General features: G+C 61.1%; 12 protein-coding genes. 7 read left to right on the top strand and 5 right to left on the bottom strand.

From position 1 onward, the window contains the following. Positions 1-58 precede the first annotated feature (58 nt). Together ACVOMF_RS07880 and prpF are read right to left on the bottom strand one after the other, a co-directional pair. Positions 59-4,966 (bottom strand): alpha-2-macroglobulin family protein, encoded by a 4,908-nt coding sequence (locus tag ACVOMF_RS07880; protein ID WP_481508782.1) that lies wholly within the window; start codon positions 4,964-4,966, stop codon positions 59-61. A gap of 225 nt (positions 4,967-5,191) precedes the next feature. Further along, positions 5,192-6,421 (bottom strand): 2-methylaconitate cis-trans isomerase PrpF, encoded by a 1,230-nt coding sequence (gene prpF / locus ACVOMF_RS07875; RefSeq protein ID WP_481508781.1) that lies wholly within the window; start codon positions 6,419-6,421, stop codon positions 5,192-5,194. 85 nt (positions 6,422-6,506) lie between these two features. Here prpF and ACVOMF_RS07870 point away from each other — a divergent pair, with 85 nt between their 5' ends. The 6 genes from ACVOMF_RS07870 (at position 6,507) to ACVOMF_RS07845 (ending at position 14,377) form a co-directional block, all read left to right on the top strand. Then, positions 6,507-7,745, top strand: a complete 1,239-nt coding sequence (locus tag ACVOMF_RS07870; protein ID WP_481508780.1) for a UDP-N-acetylglucosamine 2-epimerase — start codon at positions 6,507-6,509, stop codon at positions 7,743-7,745. A 482-nt stretch (positions 7,746-8,227) separates the two neighbouring features. Beyond that, on the top strand, positions 8,228-8,704 hold the full coding sequence (locus ACVOMF_RS07865) for a hypothetical protein (protein ID WP_481508779.1): 477 nt from the start codon (positions 8,228-8,230) through the stop codon (positions 8,702-8,704). After that, positions 8,701-10,128 (top strand): radical SAM/SPASM domain-containing protein, encoded by a 1,428-nt coding sequence (locus ACVOMF_RS07860; RefSeq protein ID WP_481508778.1) that lies wholly within the window; start codon positions 8,701-8,703, stop codon positions 10,126-10,128. Before ACVOMF_RS07865 ends, ACVOMF_RS07860 begins: the two co-directional genes overlap by 4 nt. Beyond that, positions 10,125-12,170 carry a glycosyltransferase gene (locus ACVOMF_RS07855; RefSeq protein WP_481508777.1) on the top strand — a complete coding sequence of 682 codons (2,046 nt, stop codon included), beginning with the start codon at positions 10,125-10,127 and terminating at the stop codon, positions 12,168-12,170. Before ACVOMF_RS07860 ends, ACVOMF_RS07855 begins: the two co-directional genes overlap by 4 nt. Further along, complete coding sequence (locus tag ACVOMF_RS07850; protein WP_481508776.1) at positions 12,167-12,901, top strand: class I SAM-dependent DNA methyltransferase; 735 nt, start codon at positions 12,167-12,169, stop codon at positions 12,899-12,901. Before ACVOMF_RS07855 ends, ACVOMF_RS07850 begins: the two co-directional genes overlap by 4 nt. A gap of 507 nt (positions 12,902-13,408) precedes the next feature. Further along, positions 13,409-14,377 (top strand): IS5 family transposase, encoded by a 969-nt coding sequence (locus tag ACVOMF_RS07845; protein WP_481508775.1) that lies wholly within the window; start codon positions 13,409-13,411, stop codon positions 14,375-14,377. A 232-nt stretch (positions 14,378-14,609) separates the two neighbouring features. Here the strand turns inward: ACVOMF_RS07845 and acnD are convergent, their stop codons facing one another. The 3 genes from acnD to prpB form a co-directional block, all read right to left on the bottom strand. Continuing rightward, positions 14,610-17,225, bottom strand: coding sequence for a Fe/S-dependent 2-methylisocitrate dehydratase AcnD (acnD, locus tag ACVOMF_RS07840; protein WP_481508774.1), 2,616 nt, complete (start codon positions 17,223-17,225; stop codon positions 14,610-14,612). Between the two features lie 296 nt (positions 17,226-17,521). Then, the gene (gene prpC, locus ACVOMF_RS07835) at positions 17,522-18,679 is read right to left on the bottom strand and encodes a bifunctional 2-methylcitrate synthase/citrate synthase (protein ID WP_481508773.1); all 1,158 of its coding nucleotides are present in this window, start codon (positions 18,677-18,679) and stop codon (positions 17,522-17,524) included. Positions 18,680-18,828: 149 nt separating this feature from the next. Continuing rightward, the gene (prpB, locus tag ACVOMF_RS07830; RefSeq protein WP_481508772.1) at positions 18,829-19,713 is read right to left on the bottom strand and encodes a methylisocitrate lyase; all 885 of its coding nucleotides are present in this window, start codon (positions 19,711-19,713) and stop codon (positions 18,829-18,831) included. 122 nt (positions 19,714-19,835) lie between these two features. On the opposite strand from prpB, the gene ACVOMF_RS07825 reads away from it, so the two are divergent. After that, complete coding sequence (locus ACVOMF_RS07825; protein WP_481508771.1) at positions 19,836-21,059, top strand: citrate/2-methylcitrate synthase; 1,224 nt, start codon at positions 19,836-19,838, stop codon at positions 21,057-21,059.

Here is a 21,059-nt window from a genome sequence, read left to right as displayed (position 1 = left end):
AGCTTACCCCTCCCCAGCCCTCCCCTTGCCTTCGGCAAAGGGAGGGAGCAGGAGCCGGTTACGGCTGCACCACCGTGATGGTGCTGGGGTTGGAGCGGCCAACCCCGCGCATGTCGGGACGGTACATGTCCTCGGCCAGCGGCGGCGGCACCATGTACGTGCCCGGGGTGACCGCACGCACCAGATAGAACACGTGCGCGGTGCTGCCACGCGACAGCTTCAGCGCGGCCACATAGCGGTCGTCGCGGAACTCCTCGTGCTTGACGTCGGCAGCGCTGGAGCGGTCACTGACCTTGATCTCGCCCACCACCACGTCGGCCCATTGCTTGGCATCGCCAAGGTTGAAGTTCTCGATCTCCAGGCCGGCCGGCAGCAGGTCGGTGAGCAAGGCATCGGGCATGTTCGCGTTGGAAGTGACGCTGAGGCGCACGATCAGGGCCTCGCCTTCCTTCAACGGACGCGGCGTCCACGGCTTGCCGTCGGTACCGAACCAGGAACGCTCGATGCCGATCACGCTGTTGTCCGGTGCTGGCGGCTGGCGCGGAATGCCGACAACGTCGAGGCTGGCGAACATCGGCGCTTGGCCCTGCGGCGAGAACCGCACGCCCTGTGCCAGCTGCGCCATGTCGAAGACGCGGCCGAAGGCCTTGCGTGCACTGACGTCTTCGACTTTGTCGCCGACTGCCAACTCGCCGGACACCAGCTTCTTCTGGTTGACCATCAAGGCCTTGCCAAGACGCGCCAGCGCCACCTGCTCCTGCGTGCTCAGCCACATCCAGCCGCTGTTGCGACGCGCGTCCAGGGTGCGACCCAGATCAATCACACGTGCGTCGTACTCTGGCTTGGACAGGCCGCGCTCGTGCAGCAGGGCGATCATCAGCGCTTCATCGCGCAGGCGGCTGCCGTAGTCACCGAAATACTCCGGACGGCTCGCACTGGACTTGGCAAAACCAGCGGCAATCGCCGCCTGGCCGCGCTTGCTGTCACCCTGGATCGCCAGGGCCGCCCCCAGATGCACCAGCGACAGGCCGGTCACCGCCTTGCTGCGCTCGTTGTCCCACAGCGTGCGCAGCGTGCCCAGTGGCGCGCGGTTGACCCGTGCCAGCACATAGCCGGAATAGGCCTGGTTGGCAAACTTCAGGCCATCGCGGCCGTCGCTGCCATAGAACTGGTTGCCGCCACTGAGCAGGTCTTCGCTGATCCGGTTCAAGGCCTTCTGCAGCACGTTCTCCGGCACCGCAAAGCCTGCATCCTTGGCGTCGAGCAGGAACTCGGCGACATACGGCGTCAACGCCGGATTGATGTAATCGTCATCGCCCCACATCGAGAAGTTGCCGTTGGACACCTGCATCGACGCCAGCCGGCCGAACGCACCTTCCATGCGCTCACGACGGACCTTGGCGTCCAGACCATCGGCACCGAGCATCGCCGACGTGGCCTCATCCAGCATCAGTGCTGCATAACCCTTGCTGGTGGTCTGTTCGGCGCAGCCATAGGGATAGTTCAAGGCACCCTGCAGGGCCGAGGCGAACGGGATCGGCGGCAATGCACTGACCAGCATGCGCGCATTGACCGAACCGCCCATCAAGCCATTGGCAAAGCTGCTGTCCAGGGTAATCGGCGCCAGCGGATCCAAAGTGCGGGTCTGCGAGCGGAGTACCGACGGCCACGCCGCACGCACCGGCAGATCGTAGCGACGGTCCACCTTGAAACCATTGCCGTCCACCCGCACCCGCACCTTGGCCACGCTATAGCCTTCCTGCGCGGTCAGCGGGAAGCTCAGCGTGCTCTTGGCGTCCGCCGCCAGTTGCACCGTGCGGGTCGACTCACCGATGCCGAGCGGGCCTTCACCGTCCACGCGCACGTTGAACTCGCCAGGCTTGCCGGTGAAGTTCTGCACGTCGAGGGTGACCGTGCTGCGATCGCCCGGTGCCATCACCCGCGGCATGCTGGCCTCGGCCAGGATCGGCGCGCGCACCAGCGTTTCCACATCGCGGTTGCCGTAGCGGTCGGCCGAATAGACCATCGTCGAAACGCGCAGGGTGCCGTTGAAATCCGGCACCTGCAGGCGCACCCGCGCATTGCCCTTGGCATCCAGCGCCACCGGCCCGGAGAACAGGTCCACGGTCTGCACGCGGGCGGTCGGCCGCTTGGCCTGCGGCAGTGCCGCCAACGCCATGTCGCCGCCGAACTTCAGCTTGCCACTATTGCCCTCGAAACTCTCGATCACGCGGCCATAGATGTCATAGGCATCCACGCCCAACCGACGCTGCGCGAAGAAGTGCCCGGGTGCATCCGGCACCGGGAAGCGGGTGATGTTGAGGATGCCCACGTCCACCGCCGAGACGGTGACGTGTGCCGGCTTGCCGGCCAGCTCGGGCGCGCTGACGGTAACCGTCATCGGCTGTTCCGGGCGCATCTGCTTGGGCGCGATCAGGCCCACCGCGACGCGGCGGTCGCGGCGATCCATCGGCACATGCGCCACGCCAACGGCACGCGCCGGGGTGATCTTGCTCGGCGCGCTGCCACCACGGAACACCAAGGCGGTGATGTAAACATCGTGCCGCTCCCAGTCCTTGCTGACCGGGATCTCAAACGTGCTGCCCGGCTTGGCGTCGATGTCCTGCACGTACAGCATGCGGTCGCTTTCCACCATCAACACGCCACGGCCGGCATGCGGCGGGGTCAGCGTGACCTTGACGGTGTCACCGGCGCGATAAGCGGTCTTGTCCAGCGACAGCTTGACCTTGTCAGGGCGGGCATCCAGCCCGCGGTTCTGATCGTCCCAGCTCCAACCAGCGCGGAACGGATAACGCATTGTCAGGCCGGTGGCCGGATCGAACACGTCCACCCGGTACTCGCCCCACTCCACCGGGAAATCGAATCGCGCCGAGGTGGCACCGGCGTCGATGGTGCGGCTTTCCTTGTTCTCGAAGCGGCGGGTGAAGTCGTAGTCCCAACGGTTGTCGGTATAGGTCCAGTGGTAGTCGCGCAGTTCGCGCACCAGGGTGACCTTCAGCCCCTTGGCCGGCTGCGGCTTGCCGTCGGCATCCACCCGCATCAGCTCGAAGCGGGCATTGGCGTTGGCATCCGCACCGTCGGTATCGTTGAACAGCGGGCGCAGGGCGACCAGTGCAGATGCCGGCCACATCACCCGCTTCAAGGTGCGGGTAACGGTGCGGCCACCGGTTTCATAAACGCTGCCGGACAGCAGCGCAGCCACGGTGGTGGCCTTGCCTGCCTCGGCCGGCAAGGCGACGTCTTCGCGCAGCTTGCCGTCCTTGGGCAGGGTGGTATCGATCACGTCATTGGCTTCGCGCGGCAGCTGCACGGTCGGGTCGCCGAAGAACCAGCCCGGCATCGACTCGACCGGGTGCTGCTCCACCGCCACCGCCAGTCGCGCGGTGAAGCGGTTGCCGTCGGCCGGTGCGCCATACAGATACGCCGCATCAGCCTGCAGCTTCAGTGCCTCACCCGGCTTCAGCGTCTTCTGCGCGCTGGTCAGGTCCAGCTTCATCCGCTCGGGCAGGAACTCCTCGATACGCAGGGTCATGCCCTGCACCGCCTCCTTGCTGGCCGGATCGGTGCGGAACTCAACGGTCCAGCGACCAGTCGGTGCTTCCACCGGGATGGTCTGCTCGAATGCGAAATAGCCCTGCTCACCCGGCTGCAGGCGGGTCTCGCGGAAGGTCTTGCCGTCCGGCTGCTTGAGCCGCAGGAACACCGGCTGGCCGCCGGTGGCCGGCCCGGCCAGGGTCTTGCCGTCGTTGTCACGCAGCAGTGCGGAGATGCGCACGGTCTCGCCGGGGCGGTACAGATCACGCCCGGACCAGGCGAACACGTCGAAGTTGGCGTTCTGACGCCCGGCCACGGCGAACTCGCTCAGGTCCAGCGCCGGCTGGTTGAACGGCAGCATGGTGGTGTCGCTGCCACTACTGGCAACCAGCACATGAGCCGCATCCAGCGTGTAGTTGAGCAGCGCATTGCCGTTGCCGTCGGTCTGGCCCTTGAGAATGACCTCGCCCTTGGCGTCGATGACCTTCAGCTCGACCTTCTTGGCCGGCGCGCCGTCGGCCAGCGATGCGGTATGGACGAACAGCTTGTCCTTGTAGGCGCGGGTATGCAGACCGATATCGCTGACGGTGAAGAACGAGGTATCGAACTCGCTGTCGAAACTGCCGGTGCGCTTCATCACCGCGAAGTACAGGCCGGGCTGCTGCAGCTCCTTCACGTCCTGGATCGGCAGATAGGTCAGCACGCGCTCGTTCTGCTTGCCGCCGAGGATGAAGCGGTTGACGTAGACCGGCTCGGCCAGCTGGTTGAGCGGGGTCTTGTCACCGTATTCGCTGTCCAGCTCCCAGCTGCCACGGCGACCGCCGCGCTGGTACTGGCTGAAGAAGGTGGGCAGGTCCTTTTCGCGCACGCGCAGGAACTCCACGTCCACCTCGGGCACGTTCACCGATACCACCGGCAGGCCGCGGCTTTCGCGGGCCGGCAGCACGCTGCCCTGCGAGGCGAAGCCTACTGCAGGATCCAGCTCGCCGGTGAATACCTTCTGCTTCACTTCCGTGCCCAGCCGGTTGCCATCGGCCGCCAGCAGGTCGGCCGAGATGATCAGCGTGTATTCCTTGGCCGCCTCCACATAGGGATAGCGCAGGGTCTTGCCGTCATCGGACAGCGACCAGCTGCTGTCCTCGTTGCCGACCTTCTCCTCGAAGCGCAGCAGCTTGTCGAAGTCCTGGGTGCCGACCAGCGGGCGCGAGAACTCCACCGCCAACGCAAGCCCGTCACCGCTCTTCTGGTCCGGGTATGCGCGCAGCATGGCAAAACCCTTGACCTCTTCCTGCTTGGTCTGGATCGCCTCACCGCTGGCCCCGGGCAACTGCCCGGTTTCGTTCCTGCTGCATCCTGCAACCAGGGCCAGCGCCACCAAGGCGGCCGCAGCCCAACGAATACGCTTCAACATCCTGTTTCCCATGGCGTCCTCCCGCAGATCGCCGGAGTATAACCAGCCCGCATGTAAGGGCTTGTGTAGCGACGCGCGCCCTGCAGGGATTTGTCTGGAAACCCGCTATGCGCGCTACACCCGTTACATGTGGGTCCTCGAAACCGCAAAAAAGAAAAGGGCTACTGAACCCAGTAGCCCTCGCTCTTGTTTTGCCATGCCTGTTGCACTGGACGGAGCGCGATGTCAGAACGCATCACCCGGTACGCGGACCCAGCCTTCCATCAGGATGCGGGCGCTGCGGCTCATCACCGCCTTGGTGACGGTCCATTGGCCATCGACCAGCGCGACCGCGGCACCAACGCGCAGCGTGCCGGACGGATGGCCGAAGCGCACCGCGTCACGCTGGCCGCCGCCAGCGGCGAGGTTGACCAGCGTACCCGGCACTGCCGCTGCCGTGGCAATGGCGACCGAAGCGGTGCCCATCATCGCGTGGTGCAACTTGCCCATCGACATGGCGCGTGCATTGAGGTCGATGTCGGCGGCATGGATCTGCTTGTTGCCGCTGGACAGGTAATCCTGCGGGGGCGCCACGAAGGCGACCTTGGGCGTGTGCTGGCGCTTGAGTGCTTCTTCAGGATTCTTGATCAAGCCCATGCGCAGGGCGCCAGCAACGCGGATGGCTTCAAGCTTTGCCAGTGCCGCCTTGTCTTCATTGATGGCCGGCTGCAGCTCGGCACCGGTATAGCCGATGTCCGCGGCATTGACGAAGACCGTGGGGATGCCGGCAGTGATCATGGTCGCCTGCAGCGTGCCGACACCCGGCACATCGAGTTCGTCGACCAGGTTGCCGGTGGGAAACATCGCGCCGCCACCCTCGCCTTCACCCTCATCGGCCGGGTCCATGAACTCCAGCACGATCTCGGCGGCCGGGAAGGTGACACCATCCAACTCGAAATCACCGGTTTCCTGCACCTGTCCGTTGCTGACCGGCACGTGGGCAATGATGGTCTTGTTGATGTTTGCCTGCCAGATGCGCACTACGCAGATACCATTTTCCGGCACACGAGCGGGATCAACGTAGCCTGCATGCAGCGCGAACGCGCCAGCACCGGTAGACAAATTCCCGCAGTTGCCGGACCAGTCGACGAAATCGGTGTCGATCGACACCTGCCCGTACAGATAGTCCACGTCGTGATCGGGCTTGCTGCTGGGCGAGATGATCACGCACTTGCTGGTGCTGGAGGTGGCGCCGCCCATGCCATCGGTGTGCTTGGCATACGGATCGGGTGACCCGATCACCCGTTGCAATAGGTGATCACGTGCAGGGCCCGGCTGTTGGGCGCTGGCTGGCAGGTCTTCCAGGCGGAAGAACACGCCCTTGGAGGTGCCGCCGCGCATATAGGTTGCCTGGATTCTGATCTGGGGTGTGTGGAACACGACAAGCCTCCGCGAAAAGAAGACAATAATACTCATTTCCACTAGTCGAGCATTAATGCAGATAGTCGAGCATTAATACAGAATCGGCCCATAGCCTGTCCGCAAGGCTATTCAAACGGTGATGAAGTCCCCAAGTTTCGCCAGACCGACGATTTGGCGCAGGAATACGCGTCTCGACCAGAAACATTACATACAGCAAAGATTGAGGTACTCTCGCGGGCACTCGCTCTCTACAGCAGAATCATACCTATCAGCAACGGACAAGGGGACCGTCGGCATGACCTCAGCCCGATTGTTATTGTTCGCCGGCATGCGACATGAGGCGTTAAAAGTTGCGCTTCTAGCCGATAATGTTCGGATACCATTGCTGTGGTGCTGGAGCAGCCAGTGGTCAGCGCCATCGACAGACGCAGCACATTTACCCTGGCAGGTTTTCCCGGCACTTCAACACCCGCTGTGTATAAGTGAGTTGGTGGACGCCTTATTTGACAGGCCATGCTGGATAATCCAAGAGTACTCTCTCTCCGCAGTTTTGGTACGGGGCGACACCGCGACCGCTCATACAGGCGTTTTGGCTGGTCAACGCCAGGACATAGCGCTAATGCATCTTGAAGCAGGTTTACGCGATGACAGTCTCCACAAGCCTTTTCCCGAAGACATCTACCGCAGCCTTGTCAGCGCAATTGCGGCCCCGTATTTAGCACGAAGCCTGCGGCCCCGGCAGCACTTACTGGAAGAATGCATAGCCCCGTATTCCGGGACCTGCAACAAGAGCACAGCCATCGACCAGCTACCGATGCCAAATCGCCGGCATAAAGGCAAGGCTCTAGACCTGCTTGCGGACATACATCGGCGCAAGCGCCTTGGCAATCCGACGCACCGACTGGCACACCGCCTGCACAAACTGACAGAACAAAGTGCGCACATTGCACTGACAAGCCTCCCCAATCTGCGCTGGGCCGATCGCGCACAGGCGCCACTCTCGGATCTTCGATGGCTGCCGCTGATCTCGCCCGCGCAATGGATCCATACGACGAGTATCACCAAACTGGTTTTGAACGGCTCCGGGGGCACCTGTGAGGAACCACCTTATTTGGGCATGCCTCTTCTGATGTTCCGCCAAGCAACGGAACGTCCAGAGCCTTCGCTGAGCCGCCACACCCTGCCACTACCATGTGATTCGGCGGATATGACAAGCACGATCATCTCAGCTCTGCGCTGCGCACAAACCATACATCCCGGACCTGCACGATTTTATACCTCTCCACATGACTGTGGCTGTGCCTCTGCAAAGGCAGCCCCCTTTCATCGAGGACTTCCTCCACGTAGCCAAGATAGCCACCACCCACAATGCCGCTGATACTCACAAACTCGACAAAATCTATTGACGCTATGGCAGCGCTGAGTACCGACTTGGCCAGAGAGAACAATGAGGCGCTTCCACGAGGTGCAGTAGGTCGCTTCAATGGTAACGTGGCTGAGTTTGGCTACCCTGAGATAGCTGGCTACTGGCTTGGATGGGCTGCAGATCATCCCTCAGTCAGCGAAGCTGCTGGCGAGAACGTCATTTCCTGGCTCACCTCAGCACAAGAGCCTGAGGGTACCTGGCCAACCCGACTCGGCAGCAGCGATATCGAGTACCAGCGAACACGTTACCTTTTCGATCACGCAATGCTCTGGCACGGGGTAGCTCGCTGGGCCGACCGGCGCGCGAGTACCACCGCTAGAATCCTGCATCCACAGGTAACCGCGGCACTAGTTTGCTTCGCTGACGACACACAGCTGCACAGCATACTGGGACCGGCGATACCACGCTGGTCAGGGCAGTCAGGTCCATTCCTGTTGAAAGCACTTGCTCGGATCAGACATGTAGAGCCTCTCCAACAGAAAGTAAATGAAAAAATTCGAAACCTGACAGCGTTGGCGCTCAACACTCCGCATCAACATGCGCATCCTCAACTGTATGCGATAGAAGGACTCTGGCTGCTCGATGAGATAGAGATAGCCAATCAAGCACTGCATTCCCTGTTGGTTGCCCAAGGCGGAATCGAGAGTCTACGCGAGTCGATCGGCCAGGGACCACGACGCAACGACGTAATTGCACAAACGCTACGTGCTGCACTATTGCTGGGCTGGCCGATACGGGGGAACCGGCAATGGGCTCGCACATATGACAGGCTTGTGAATGCTGTCCCGACCAATGGTCGCCTGCCTTTCTCCAAAAATCAAAAGCAATCCCCAACCTGGACAGCCATATTTGCCGAACAGGCAGTACGTGCATGGCAAGGAGCAGGGATCAGCAAGGATGAGCTCGCATGAAGCCTGATGATCTAGCAACGCTTCGCACCCATTCCTTGCCAAGGGTATTGTGGATCGAGCTGACATCTCGCTGCCCATTCAAGTGCATTTTTTGCACCCGCGCGAGCCTTCGCGGCAACGGCGAACACATGAACTTCGAAACATACCGACTGTTGATCGAAACACTGATACGTCCCCGTATCATTCGCCTCAACTACGCTGGCGAATCTGGACACTATCCGCGGCTTGCTGATGCGATCCGGCTGGCGGCAGCGACCGGGGCAGAGGTCGAACTTGTCAGTGCACTGGCATCACTCAACCCCACCCGACTCCAGGCTGCACTCGAATCAGGACTGAACAGACTTACCGTTTCACTACACACTCTGCACGATAATCGCTTCAACGAAATCTATGGATTTTCCTCGATTGCAGCGATGCACGAGCGTCTGCAGCAGGCTCTGAGCTGGCGGAACAAAAGCCGCAGCAGACGATTCGCGCTCGACCTCGCCTTCGTCGCAATGAATAGTAATCTGGACGAGTTGCCTGCGATAGCTGCCTTTGCACAGGCCAATAACATCGAAGTACTCGCGGTACACCCACTTATCGAGCGCAGCCCGCTACCGATGGGACCCAGCGCCGAGCATGCGGCTGACGGTAGCCTTGAATATGGCTTTGCAGGCAACCTGCGCACAGCAATTGAAACAGCGCAGGCAATCGCGCCAAGCGTGCAACTGCAGATATCCTCAAACGAGCTGCACCACCCGCCGACATCGGTTGGCAGTGAAGCAATCGCATGGCCGTGGCCACTGCCAAAGGAGGTCAAACTGGCAGGATGCAGTCAGGATCCTTTTGAAACCGTCCATATCCTTGCTGACGGAAGCGTGGTTCCATGCGAAGTTACCGAACGCGAATCGATGGGAAATTTGCACCAGCAATCTCTCCATAGTATTTGGCACGGCGAACGATACAGAAATTTCCGAAAAGCACATCTGCAAGGAGATCATCGCGCGTGTAACGCGTGTATTTACAAAACTGCTCACCGTCCACAAGCGCCTACCACGTCACTCGCTGGCGCCAGCGCCAGCGAGAGTCAGCTAATCCGCGGCTGGCACCCGCTCGACGACAGCAACACCCGCTGGAGCACAGCCGAGGCCGCCCTTCTATTGAATCGTCCTTCACAAGCACGCCATTTCCACCTTAGCGGCGTCTTGGCTGCACAGAATGAAAAGGATGGTTTTTTTGAACTGTATCTTGACGGAAAACTCGCTTATCGCCAAAGCGCCACTCCCGGTTGCCAGATCGATCTACACCTTGAACTTCCCGCTGGGGAGGACACATTGTACGCAGAGCTCAAGTGCACCAAGGCCTCGTCCCCCGCTGCACTGGCACTTGGCCGCGATTCGCGAGAGTTGGGATTCGCCCTATTTGAGGCACGCTGTTCTTGAAAACATCAACCGCCACAGACCTGGAAATACTCATCCCCGAGCGCGGCCGTCCAGACCTCTTGGAGCACTCGTTAAAAGCAGTTGAAATTGCCAAGAACAGACTGAAGATCAACTGCTCTGTACATGTGCTCATCAACGGCGCTGACATCCAAGACTATCGCACGCTGCGGACCACTTACGCCAACGTTCACTGGCGACACGAGCGTCGTCCGCTCGGCTACCACTCTGCAATCGCCGCATTACTCAGAAAAGCACGCGCACCATGGGTCTATCTACTCAACAGCGACATGCTTCTGGAGCCAGATGCCCTCGTCAAGATAATGCAATGGAGATCGCCTGATGTATTCGCCATCGCCAGTCAAATCCTCCCATACGACACCTCCCAGCGACGCGAGGAAACCGGCTGGACAGTACCTGTTGTAGACAAGGACGCGCGTCTGGAACTTCACGACCTCATAGTGCCGGACGAAGCTGTACGCAGCCATGTATATGCAGGCGGGGGAGCTTCACTATTCCAACGCGCGCCTTTGCAGCGCTACGTCACTGAAAGCACAGCTTATGCACCGTTCTACTTCGAAGATGCAGATTGGGGGCTACGGGCTTGGGCCGACAATTTACTGGTGCTTCATTGCCCAGCATCCCGCGGCGTACATATGCAACACGCCACAATTGATAGATACCATTCCCAGGCGGAAATAAAACGGATATCTCAACGCAATCTAGACTACTTCCGCTTTCGCTACGGCGACTTGTTCGCAGCTTCCCGTGGCGGACCACTGTTGCATGAACGATTGCGCCGAATACTATGGCGGCTCGATACCGAGCATCGTCGGGCAAGAAGAGTCGCACTCAAAAGCAATATCAAGCACTTTGCCCGATGGCTGCACTGCGGCCGCTACCCAACGCCACAAAGACGAAGGCCGGGCTGTTTGCAAGCTTTACTCGTATCACCGTTTTCAATACTTCCACCCGCACATGGCGGCGCAAGACGCATTGTGGAATTGATCCGCGCCAGCAGCCCCATGATTGATTGGACCCTACTGCAAGATGAGGCCACCAGTCCAGCTGACGCGGCAACCAATGACGATCATATCTTCCGCCAAATCTACTCAATCCCGCATCGACCCGATACTGGCAATGAGCTAGAAAAACGCTGGGCAGCGCACGCACACGAAGGAATGTCGGGCGCACTGGCATGGCTGCTGTCCACGCAACCACCGGACGTCCTCTGCTTCGAGCATGTTGAGTGCGTCGGCCTTATCGAAGCACTGCCACCGGAAGTGCCCTTTATCTGGACACTACACGATGCTGGTCGCGATCTTCCCAAGGCAGCAAGAGACCGGGTACAAGCCAGCATCGATCGTGCTACGGCACTAATCGTCACCGTCGCCAATGACCTTGGTTTTTGGTCACATCCAGTGCAGATCTCCATAGAAAATGGTGCATCCCTCAAACATCTCTCCCCACCCAATTCAGCTCGCCCGCCTGGAGACCCGGAGCTACTGTTGATGGTCGCGCCTCTAAGGTACCCTCCAAATCATGCCGGCCTACGGGACTTCCTCACACATTGCTGGCCGACGTTGATACGAGAAAGACCAAGCTTGCGGCTGCGAGTGCTTGCCGGGCGCTGCGAAGGCATGCAGAGCCCACCATTTCCGATACCACCGGGCGTGGAAATTATAGGTGAGCATGTCGACCCTACCCCACAATATGCAACCTGCACATTAGCAATTAATGCACAAGGAGAAATTGAGGGGTCTTCTATAAAGGTACTTGAAGCCTTGGCACACAGCAAGGTAATGGTCACCACCGCCAGCGGTGCTCGCGGGCTTGAAGACCTTAACTCACCAGCATTGGTCCGTGCAAAGTCAACTTCAGCAATGGCGCCTATCATCCTAGAGCTATTGAACAATTCAAAAAGGCGGGAAGAAATGGAAGCGCGCGCGCTCACCGACATCACCCCGTACTCTTGGGAGAATCGGGCAAAAAAGCTGATCGCATTACTGCAAACCATCACACGAGCCAACACCGCGCGCCAATGAACAACTACGATCACATTGCCCCGATATACTCGATCGATATGGGCGCGAATATGACTTTCGATGACATCACCTATTATGTTCAGATCGCAAATAAAAACAAAGGTCCAATCCTTGAACTGGGGTGTGGCACCGGACGCATACTGAGCAAGTTGATCGATGCCGGCATCGACGCCATTGGCATTGATGCATCCCTGCCAATGCTATGCCATGCGAAAGGAGAATGCGCACCGTCCACCGGGCTGCTGCAAATGGACATCCGCGCGATCGCCCTGAGAAGCCACTTCAAACTGGTGTTGATGCCCTACTCCCTTTGCACCTATCTCTTAAGCGACTCCGACTGGCAGCGCTGCGCTGACGGTATTCGAGCCGCACTGACGCCTGGTGGTCATGTACTATTGGACGCATTCATTCCGCAGCCGCAATCCGGAGATGGCCATTGGCGCCGTGACTACGCAAGACACAGCACAACGGGCTGGTTAGTTCGCCACAGCCGAATTCAACAGTGCACCGGCGGCACCAACATAATCGAGCGTCGCTACCGGCTCCATGGTTCGTTCGATGGGTACACGCTCCAAACCAAGGAACGCATTCGTCCGTTCTCACCAGAACAACTGCAAGTGTTGGGTGAGCGCTACTTCGGCCCTCTGGTGCAAATCGATTACGACTACCAAACAGACGCAATCCGCAACAGGAACGCCCGCTTCTGCACCGCGCTGTTCGCATTAAAGTAGCGTCATTGAGAATACTTGGACAAATAGCTTAAATTTCTTTCCTGATTGAACCCGAACGACCGAACACGGGCTAGGAATCAGGGCTTTCCCGACCGGGCTGTACACTGCAGGAGGGAGCTCCGTCCTGCAGGCAAAGAGGCCATCTCTGCCAGCAATTGCCGCCACGTCCTCGATAGGTTCGATACCGAAATAGGCATGGGGACGACATGCTTGATTATTGCTTACACGCTCCTCTTGATTGCGCGAAAACTGGAAGTTTCTCGGCGAGAAATATCACCGCCTCTATGCTCTACAACCAAACAAGATTCCCTTAACCAGTGCAGACGCTGTCACAATAGACTTATTCACTGCGGTCGCGCAGACAGGCACCGCTTATCAGCGCAACGTCGGCCTCGCCGCCCTGAGAATGAGACCAGAATTTACCCACTTGCTACCATTAAGGAAGGTCTGAACAACGCCCCCGAAGCTGTCAGACTGCAAACCTCGATTTGAGAGCCTGACCGCCCCATGCAACTGACCTGTGGCGACGCCGAGCAACAAGGCGGACGCAAGCGCACACGGCGCGAGATATTCCTGTCCGAGATGGAGCAGGTTGTGCCGTGGAAAGCTCTGTTGGCGTTGATCGAGCCGCACTACCCAAAGACACGCGGCCCAGGCCGGCAACTGTATCGGCTTGAAACCCTGCTGCGTATCCACTTGCTGCAGCAGTGGTATGCACTGAGCGATCCGGCCATGGAAGAAGCGCTGTGCGATACCCCGGTAATGCGCCAGTTCACTCAACTCGGCGGGTTGGAAGAAATTCCCGATGAGACGACCATCCTCAACTTCCAGCGTCTTCTGGAGAAGCATCAACTGGCAGCAGCAATGTTCAAACAGATCAATGCGCACCTTGCGCGTAAGGGTATGAGCCTGCGCGCCGGAACCATCGTAGGTGCAACGATCATCAACGCGCCATCGTCAACCAAGAATGACTACGGCAAGCGTGGCCCGGAGATGCATCAGACCAAGAAGGGCAGTCAGTGGTACTTCGGGATGAAGGCGCATATTGGCGTTGATGAGCACTCCGGGCTCGTCCACCATGCGCATTGCACTGCAGCCAACGTCGGTGACGTGACCCAGGTGCAGCACCTGTTGCATGGCGGCGAAGAAGAGGTCTACGGCGACAGTGGCTACACCGGCGCAGCGAACCGCGCGGAGCTGCAGGACATCAAAGCAGCGTTCTTGATAGCCGAGAAGCCTTCCAAGCTGCGCGTGATCGAGAACAAATGCGGCTTGAAGCATGCACGACGTTGGGAGCACTTCAAGGCAAGTGTGCGTGCCAAAGGCGAGCACCCGTTCCGGGTGGCGAAGCGCCAGTTTGGTTACATCAAGGTGCGCTATCGCGGCCTGACCAAGGACGCAGCGCAGGTACTTGCGCTGTTCGCGCTGTCGAATTTGTGGATGGTGCGGCGGCAATTGCTACCGACGGCGGGGTAGTTGTATCTGCAGGACGGGGAAAGCCGTCCTGCAGCGCAAAGATTGAACAGGAAGTTACTGCTTCCCGACTTGTAGCACGTGGTGTCGACTCGATCGTGGGAAATCAGCGTGGCCTAGCCGATTGTTCAGACGTTCCCCAAGCCCTAGGACAAGAAGTAGTCGCAGGCAAGCCGAATGGAGAATGCCTGCCCCACCTCAACCTGTACTGCTTCCAGCATCCGAGCCAGACCGGTCAAACTGCAACACTCTCTAGGAAATCCTGCGCAAACCGCTGCAACACACCGCCAGCCTCGTAGATCGCCACTTCTTCGTCCGAATCCAGGCGGCAGGTCATCGGCACCCTGACCACTTCACCGTTGCGGCGGGTGATGACCAGGGTCAGATCGATACGCGGGGTGCGCAGGCCGATCACGTCATAGCTCTCGGTGCCATCGATGCCCAGCGTGTTGCGGTTGGTGCCCGGCTTGAACTCCAACGGCAGCACGCCCATGCCGATCAGGTTGGTGCGGTGAATACGCTCGAAACCTTCAGCCGCAATCGCCTCCACACCCGCAAGACGCACGCCCTTGGCGGCCCAGTCACGCGAGCTGCCCTGGCCGTAGTCGGCACCGGCGATGATGATCAGCGGCTGCTTGCGTTCCATGTAGGTCTCGATTGCTTCCCACATGCGCATGACCTTGCCTTCCGGCTCCACCCGCGCCAGCGAGCCCTGCTTCACGCTGCCATCCTCGTTGCGCACCATCTCGTTGAACAGCTTGGGATTGGCGAAGGTGGCGCGCTGCGCGGTGAGGTGATCGCCGCGGTGGGTGGCGTAGGAATTGAAGTCCTCTTCCGGCAAGCCCATCTTGGCCAGGTACTCGCCGGCCGCGCTGGACAGCAGGATCGCGTTTGACGGCGACAGGTGGTCGGTGGTGATGTTGTCCGGCAACACCGCCAACGGCAGCATGCCACGCAGCGTGCGCTCACCGGCCAATGCACCCTCCCAGTACGGCGGGCGGCGGATGTAGGTGCTCTGCGGACGCCAGTCGTACAGCGGGCTGACCTTCTCGCCATGCTCGACGCGCACGTTGAACATCGGGTTGTAGACCTTGCGGAACTGCTCCGGCTTCACTGCCGCCTTCACTACAGCGTCGATCTCGGCATCGCTTGGCCAGATGTCTTTCAGGCGCACTTCCTTGCCGTCGGCATCCACACCCAGCACGTCCTTCTCGATGTCGAAACGCACGGTACCGGCGATGGCGTAGGCGATCACCAGCGGCGGCGAGGCCAGGAAGGCCTGCTTTGCATACGGGTGGATGCGGCCATCGAAGTTGCGATTGCCCGACAGCACAGCGGTCGCATACAGGTCGCGATCGATGATTTCCTGCTGGATCTTCGGGTCCAGCGCACCGCTCATGCCGTTGCAGGTTGTGCAGGCGAAAGCGACGATGCCGAAGCCCAGTTGCTCCAGATCCGGCAGCAGGCCGGCTTCTTCCAGATACAGCTGCACCGCCTTGGAGCCCGGTGCCAGCGACGACTTCACCCACGGTTTGCGGGTCAAACCGCGCGCGTTGGCGTTGCGCGCCAGCAGCGCGGCGGCAATCACATTGCGCGGGTTGGAGGTATTGGTGCAGCTGGTGATGGCAGCGATGATCACCGCGCCATCCGGCATCAGGCCTTCGGCTTCCTCGCCCTTGCCGCTGAGCAGCTTGGCTTCGTCGGCGATGCCACGCTCGGCCAGGTCCGACACCGGCAGGCGCTTGTGCGGATTGCTGGGGCCGGCCATGTTGCGCACCACGCTGGACAGGTCGAACTCAACGACGCGCTCGTACTGCGCGGTTTCCAGTGCATCCGCCCACAGACCGGTGGTCCTGGCGTAGTTCTCGACCAGCGCGATCTGCGCTTCCTCGCGGCCGGTCAGGCGCAGGTAGTCGATGGTCTGCTGGTCGATGTAGAACATCGCCGCGGTAGCGCCGTACTCGGGGCACATATTGGAGATGGTGGCGCGGTCACCGATGGTCAGTGCCGCAGCGCCTTCGCCGAAGAACTCAAGGTAAGCCCCAACCACACGTTCCTTGCGCAGGAACTCGGTGATCGCCAGCACTACGTCGGTGGCGGTGATATTCGGCTGCGGCCTGCCGGTCAGCTTGACGCCGATGATGTCGGGCAGGCGCATCCACGAGGCGCGCCCCAGCATCACGTTCTCGGCTTCCAGGCCGCCGACGCCAATGGCGATGACGCCCAGCGCGTCCACATGCGGGGTGTGGCTGTCGGTGCCGACGCAGGTATCCGGGAAAGCCACCCCGCCCTGCTGGTAGATCACCGGTGACATCTTCTCCAGATTGATCTGGTGCATGATGCCGTTGCCCGGCGGAATCACATCGACGTTCTCGAAGGCCAGCTTGGTCCAGTCGATGAAGTGGAAGCGGTCTTCGTTGCGGCGGTCTTCGATGGCGCGGTTCTTGGTGAACGCGTCCGGATCGTAGCCACCGCATTCCACTGCCAGCGAGTGATCGACGATCAGCTGCACCGGCACCACCGGGTTGACCTTGGCCGGATCACCGCCCTTGTCGGCAATGGCGTCGCGCAGGCCGGCCAGGTCGACCAGTGCGGTCTGGCCGAGGATGTCATGGCAGACCACGCGCGCCGGGAACCAGGGGAAATCGAGGTCGCGCTTGCGCTCGATCAGCTGCTTGAGCGAATCGGTGAGCGTGGCCGGATTGCAGCGGCGCACCAGGTTTTCGGCCAGCACGCGCGAGGTATACGGCAGCGTGGCGTAGGCACCGGGCTGGATGGCATCGACTGCGGCGCGCGCATCGAAGTAGTCGAGCGTGCTGCCTGCGAGGTGTTTGCGGTAATCGGTATTCATGGCTGGCCTGTGAGGGTCTGGGCTTGCTGGTGTTGCGGTGGAGTGCTGCGAAGATGCGTGTGATTGCAGCAATCCCACAGCAACACATGAAATCTGGCATTTCCCTTCTCCCGCCTGCGGGGGAAGGTGCCCTAAGGGCGGATGGGGGGAGCTCTTGCTTGAGCTCCAGCTTTGCTTCGCTTTTTTCTACGGGCTTGAAGCGGGCTGTACGTGCTAGAAGCTTCCCCTCACCCCACCCCCTCTCCCGCAAGCGGGAGAGGGGCTTTTAGGCATCACGCATCATCTATGCTTCGGCATCAGCCGCGCTTATCCAGCGGCACGAAGATCTGATCCTCCGGCCCGGTGTAGTTCGCGCTCGGGCGGATGATCTTGCCGTCGATGCGCTGCTCGATGATGTGCGCGCTCCAACCCGCGGTACGTGCAATCACAAACAACGGGGTGAACATCGCGGTCGGCACGCCCATCATGTGGTAGCTGACGGCGCTGAACCAATCCAGGTTCGGGAACATCTTCTTGATGTCCCACATCACCGACTCAAGACGCTCGGCGATGTCGTACATCTTCATGTTTTCCTGCTCGGCGGACAGCTCGCGCGAGACATCCTTGATCACCTTGTTGCGCGGGTCGGACACGGTGTAGACCGGGTGACCGAAACCGATCACCACTTCCTTGCGCTCGACGCGGGCCTTGATGTCGGCTTCGGCTTCGTCCGGGGTTTCGTAACGCTTCTGCACTTCGAAGGCGACTTCATTGGCGCCGCCGTGCTTCGGTCCACGCAGTGCGCCGATGCCACCGGTGATGGCGCTGTACATGTCGCTGCCGGTGCCGGCGATGACGCGGCAGGCAAAGGTCGAGGCGTTGAATTCGTGTTCTGCGTACAGGATCAGGCTGGTGTGCATGGCCTTGACCCAGGAGTCGCGCGGCTGCTCGCCGTGCAGCAGGTGCAGGAAGTGGCCGCCGATCGAGTCATCGTCGGTCTCCACGTCGATGACCTTGCCGTTGTGGCTCCAGTGGTACCAGTACAGCAGCATCGAACCCAGCGAGGCCATCAGCTTGTCAGCGATGTCGCGTGCGCCCGGGTGATTGTGGTCGTCCTTCTCCGGCGACACGCAGCCCAGCACGGAAACGCCGGTACGCATCACGTCCATCGGGTGCGCCGACGGCGGCAGCTCTTCCAGCGCGGCCTTCACCGATGCGGGAATGCCACGCAGCGCCTTCAGCTTGGCCTTGTAGGCACGCAGCTCGGCTTTGTTCGGCAGCTTGCCGTGTACCAGCAGGTGGGCAATTTCCTCGAACTCGCTGGTGTTGGCCAGGTCCAGGATGTCGTAGCCACGGTAGTGCAGATCGTTGCCGCTGCGGCCAACGGTACACAGAGCGGTGTTGCCGGCAGCGGTACCGGACAGGGCGACGGACTTCTTCGGCTTGAACGCCGGTGCGGCGGTGGATTCAGACATGGTGTGAACCTCGATCAGATGCGGGATTTTGAAGCCCCTCTCCCGCCGGGAGAGGGGTTGGGGTGAGGGTGCAGTCAGCCACAAAGACTTCGTCGTACCCTCATCCGGCGCTACGCGCCACCTTCTCCCACAGGGAGAAGGAAGTGCTGTTACTTCTTCGCAGCAAACGTCTTGTCCAGGCTGCGCTCGAATTCGTGGTAGCCGATGCGGTCATACAGCTCCTCGCGGGTCTGCATGCTGTCCACTACATTACGCTGGTGGCCGTCACGGCGGATGGCTTCGTAGACGTTCTCGGCCGCCTTGTTGGCCGCACGGAACGCCGACAGCGGGAACAGCTGCATCGCCACACCGGCCGTGGCCAGTTCATCACGGCTGAACAGCGGTGTCGCGCCAAATTCGGTGATGTTGGCCAGCAACGGCACCTTCACCGCGTCGGCGAAGCGCTTATAGGTCTCCAGGTCGTAGGCAGCCTCGGCAAAGATGCCGTCGGCGCCGGCTTCCACGCAGGCCAGCGCACGCTCGATAGCCGCGTCCACGCCTTCCATCTGGATGGCATCGGTACGCGCGATGAGGAAGAAATCGGGGTCGGTCTTGGCATCGGCAGCCGCTTTCACGCGGTCGACCATTTCACCCTGCGAGACGATTTCCTTGCCGGGGCGGTGGCCACAACGCTTGGCGCCCACCTGATCTTCGATATGGCAGGCAGCGGCACCGGCCTTGATCAGCGACTTCACCGTACGCGCGATATTGAACGCGCTCGGGCCGAAACCGGTGTCGATATCGACCATCAACGGCAGGTCGCAGACGTCGCTGATGCGGCGCACGTCGATCAGCACGTCTTCCATCGTATTGATGCCCAGGTCCGGCAGGCCCAGCGAGCCAGCGGCAACGCCGCCGCCGGACAGGTAGATGGCGCGGTAGCCGGCGCGCTTGGCCAGCAGGGCGTGGTTGGCATTGATCGCGCCCACCACCTGCAAGGGGGATTCGGCGGCCAGTGCGGCGCGGAATGCAGCGCCGGCGGAAGAACGACTCATGGGATGGCTCCTGGCTTGTGGCTGGGCGGTGGCGAGCATGCCATTCCGCTGTGACGACTAATCTGTCACCATCAGATTCATTGATCAATCTTGATTCAATAAATCAACCTATTGAATACGCCATGCCCGACGCCCTCGACCCCGAACTGATACCCGCCAGTGAAGCCTGTGCCCTGCTCGGCATCAGCGCCGCCACGCTGTACGCCTATGTCAGCCGCGGCCTGCTCAGCTCGCGGCCTGGCACGTCGGCGCGCAGCCGCGTGTACCTGCGGGCGGAAGTAGAGCGCCTGGCGCAGCGCAAGCAGGCCGGCCGCGGTGCCGAGCGCGGTGCCGCGCAAAGCCTGGACCGCGGCCTGCCGGTGCTGGAAACCCGTATCTCGCTGATCCGCCCGGATGCGCCCTACTACCGGGGCCGCTCCGCGGTAGCTGCCGCGCAGGCCGGTGCCACGCTGGAAGACATCGCGCGACTGCTGTGGGAATGCGAGGAACAGGACCCGTTCGCGGCGGCCGCCCTGCCCTCGTGGCCGCCGCGTATCGCCAGCCTGGCGCTTGATGACGGCCTGCCGCCGGTGGAGCGCACAATGGCCTGCATTCCGCTGCTGGCCTTGGAGCAACGCCAATCGCTCAATGCAGCGGCCTCCGTGCGCCGTGAGGTCGCTGCGATGCTGCTGCGCCAGAACGCAGCGTTGCTGGTCGGCACCGAGCCGGATGCACGGCCAGTGCACCGCCTGCTCGCCGATGCATGGATGCCTGGCGATGCAGCCTTCGCCGAACTGGTGCGCTCGGCCTTGGTGCTATGCGCCGACCACGAACTGAATGTTTCGGCGTTTGCAGCGCGCGTGGTCGCCTCCACCGGCGCACACCTGCACGCGACAGTGAGCGCTGGGTTGGCTGCCCTGTCCGGCCCGCGCCATGGTGGCGCCACCGCTCGTGCGCATGCCCTGTTGGTGGATGCCGAGGTCAGTGGATCACCCAGCGCCTTCATTGCCGAGCGTTGGCGACGTGGCGATGAGTTGCCCGGCTTCAATCACCTGCTCTACCCCGATGGCGACCCACGCGGTGCGGAGGTACTGCGCCAGTTGCGCGAACGCTGTAGCGATTCGCCGCGCATGCGCCACGTGGAAGCGGTGCTGGCGGCGACCGAGGAAGTCAGCGGCCAGCGACCGAACATCGACGGCATGCTCGGTGCCATCTGCTATGTGCATGGATTGCCGGGCGCGCATGCCTTGGTGATGTTCGCTACCGCACGCCTGACCGGCTGGCTGGCGCATGCGCTGGAACAGCAGGCGTTGGGTACGTTGATACGACCACGTGCGCGGTATACCGGGTTGGCGCCGAGGGGGTGA

It is taken from the genome of Stenotrophomonas sp. STEN022 (assembly GCF_056760155.1).
This window is presented reverse-complemented; position numbering and strand designations above follow the sequence as displayed.

Bases quoted from the DNA above. Each gene is read 5' to 3' on its own strand.
- ACVOMF_RS07850 (WP_481508776.1), top strand. From the start codon at position 12,167: ATGAACAACTACGATCACATTGCCCCGATATACTCGATCGATATGGGC.
- ACVOMF_RS07880 (WP_481508782.1), bottom strand. From the start codon at position 4,966: ATGTTGAAGCGTATTCGTTGGGCTGCGGCCGCCTTGGTGGCGCTGGCC.
- ACVOMF_RS07870 (WP_481508780.1), top strand. From the start codon at position 6,507: ATGAAGTCCCCAAGTTTCGCCAGACCGACGATTTGGCGCAGGAATACG.
- prpC (WP_481508773.1), bottom strand. From the start codon at position 18,679: ATGTCTGAATCCACCGCCGCACCGGCGTTCAAGCCGAAGAAGTCCGTC.
- ACVOMF_RS07825 (WP_481508771.1), top strand. From the start codon at position 19,836: ATGCCCGACGCCCTCGACCCCGAACTGATACCCGCCAGTGAAGCCTGT.
- prpF (WP_481508781.1), bottom strand. From the start codon at position 6,421: ATGAGTATTATTGTCTTCTTTTCGCGGAGGCTTGTCGTGTTCCACACA.
- ACVOMF_RS07845 (WP_481508775.1), top strand. From the start codon at position 13,409: ATGCAACTGACCTGTGGCGACGCCGAGCAACAAGGCGGACGCAAGCGC.
- ACVOMF_RS07860 (WP_481508778.1), top strand. From the start codon at position 8,701: ATGAAGCCTGATGATCTAGCAACGCTTCGCACCCATTCCTTGCCAAGG.
- acnD (WP_481508774.1), bottom strand. From the start codon at position 17,225: ATGAATACCGATTACCGCAAACACCTCGCAGGCAGCACGCTCGACTAC.
- prpB (WP_481508772.1), bottom strand. From the start codon at position 19,713: ATGAGTCGTTCTTCCGCCGGCGCTGCATTCCGCGCCGCACTGGCCGCC.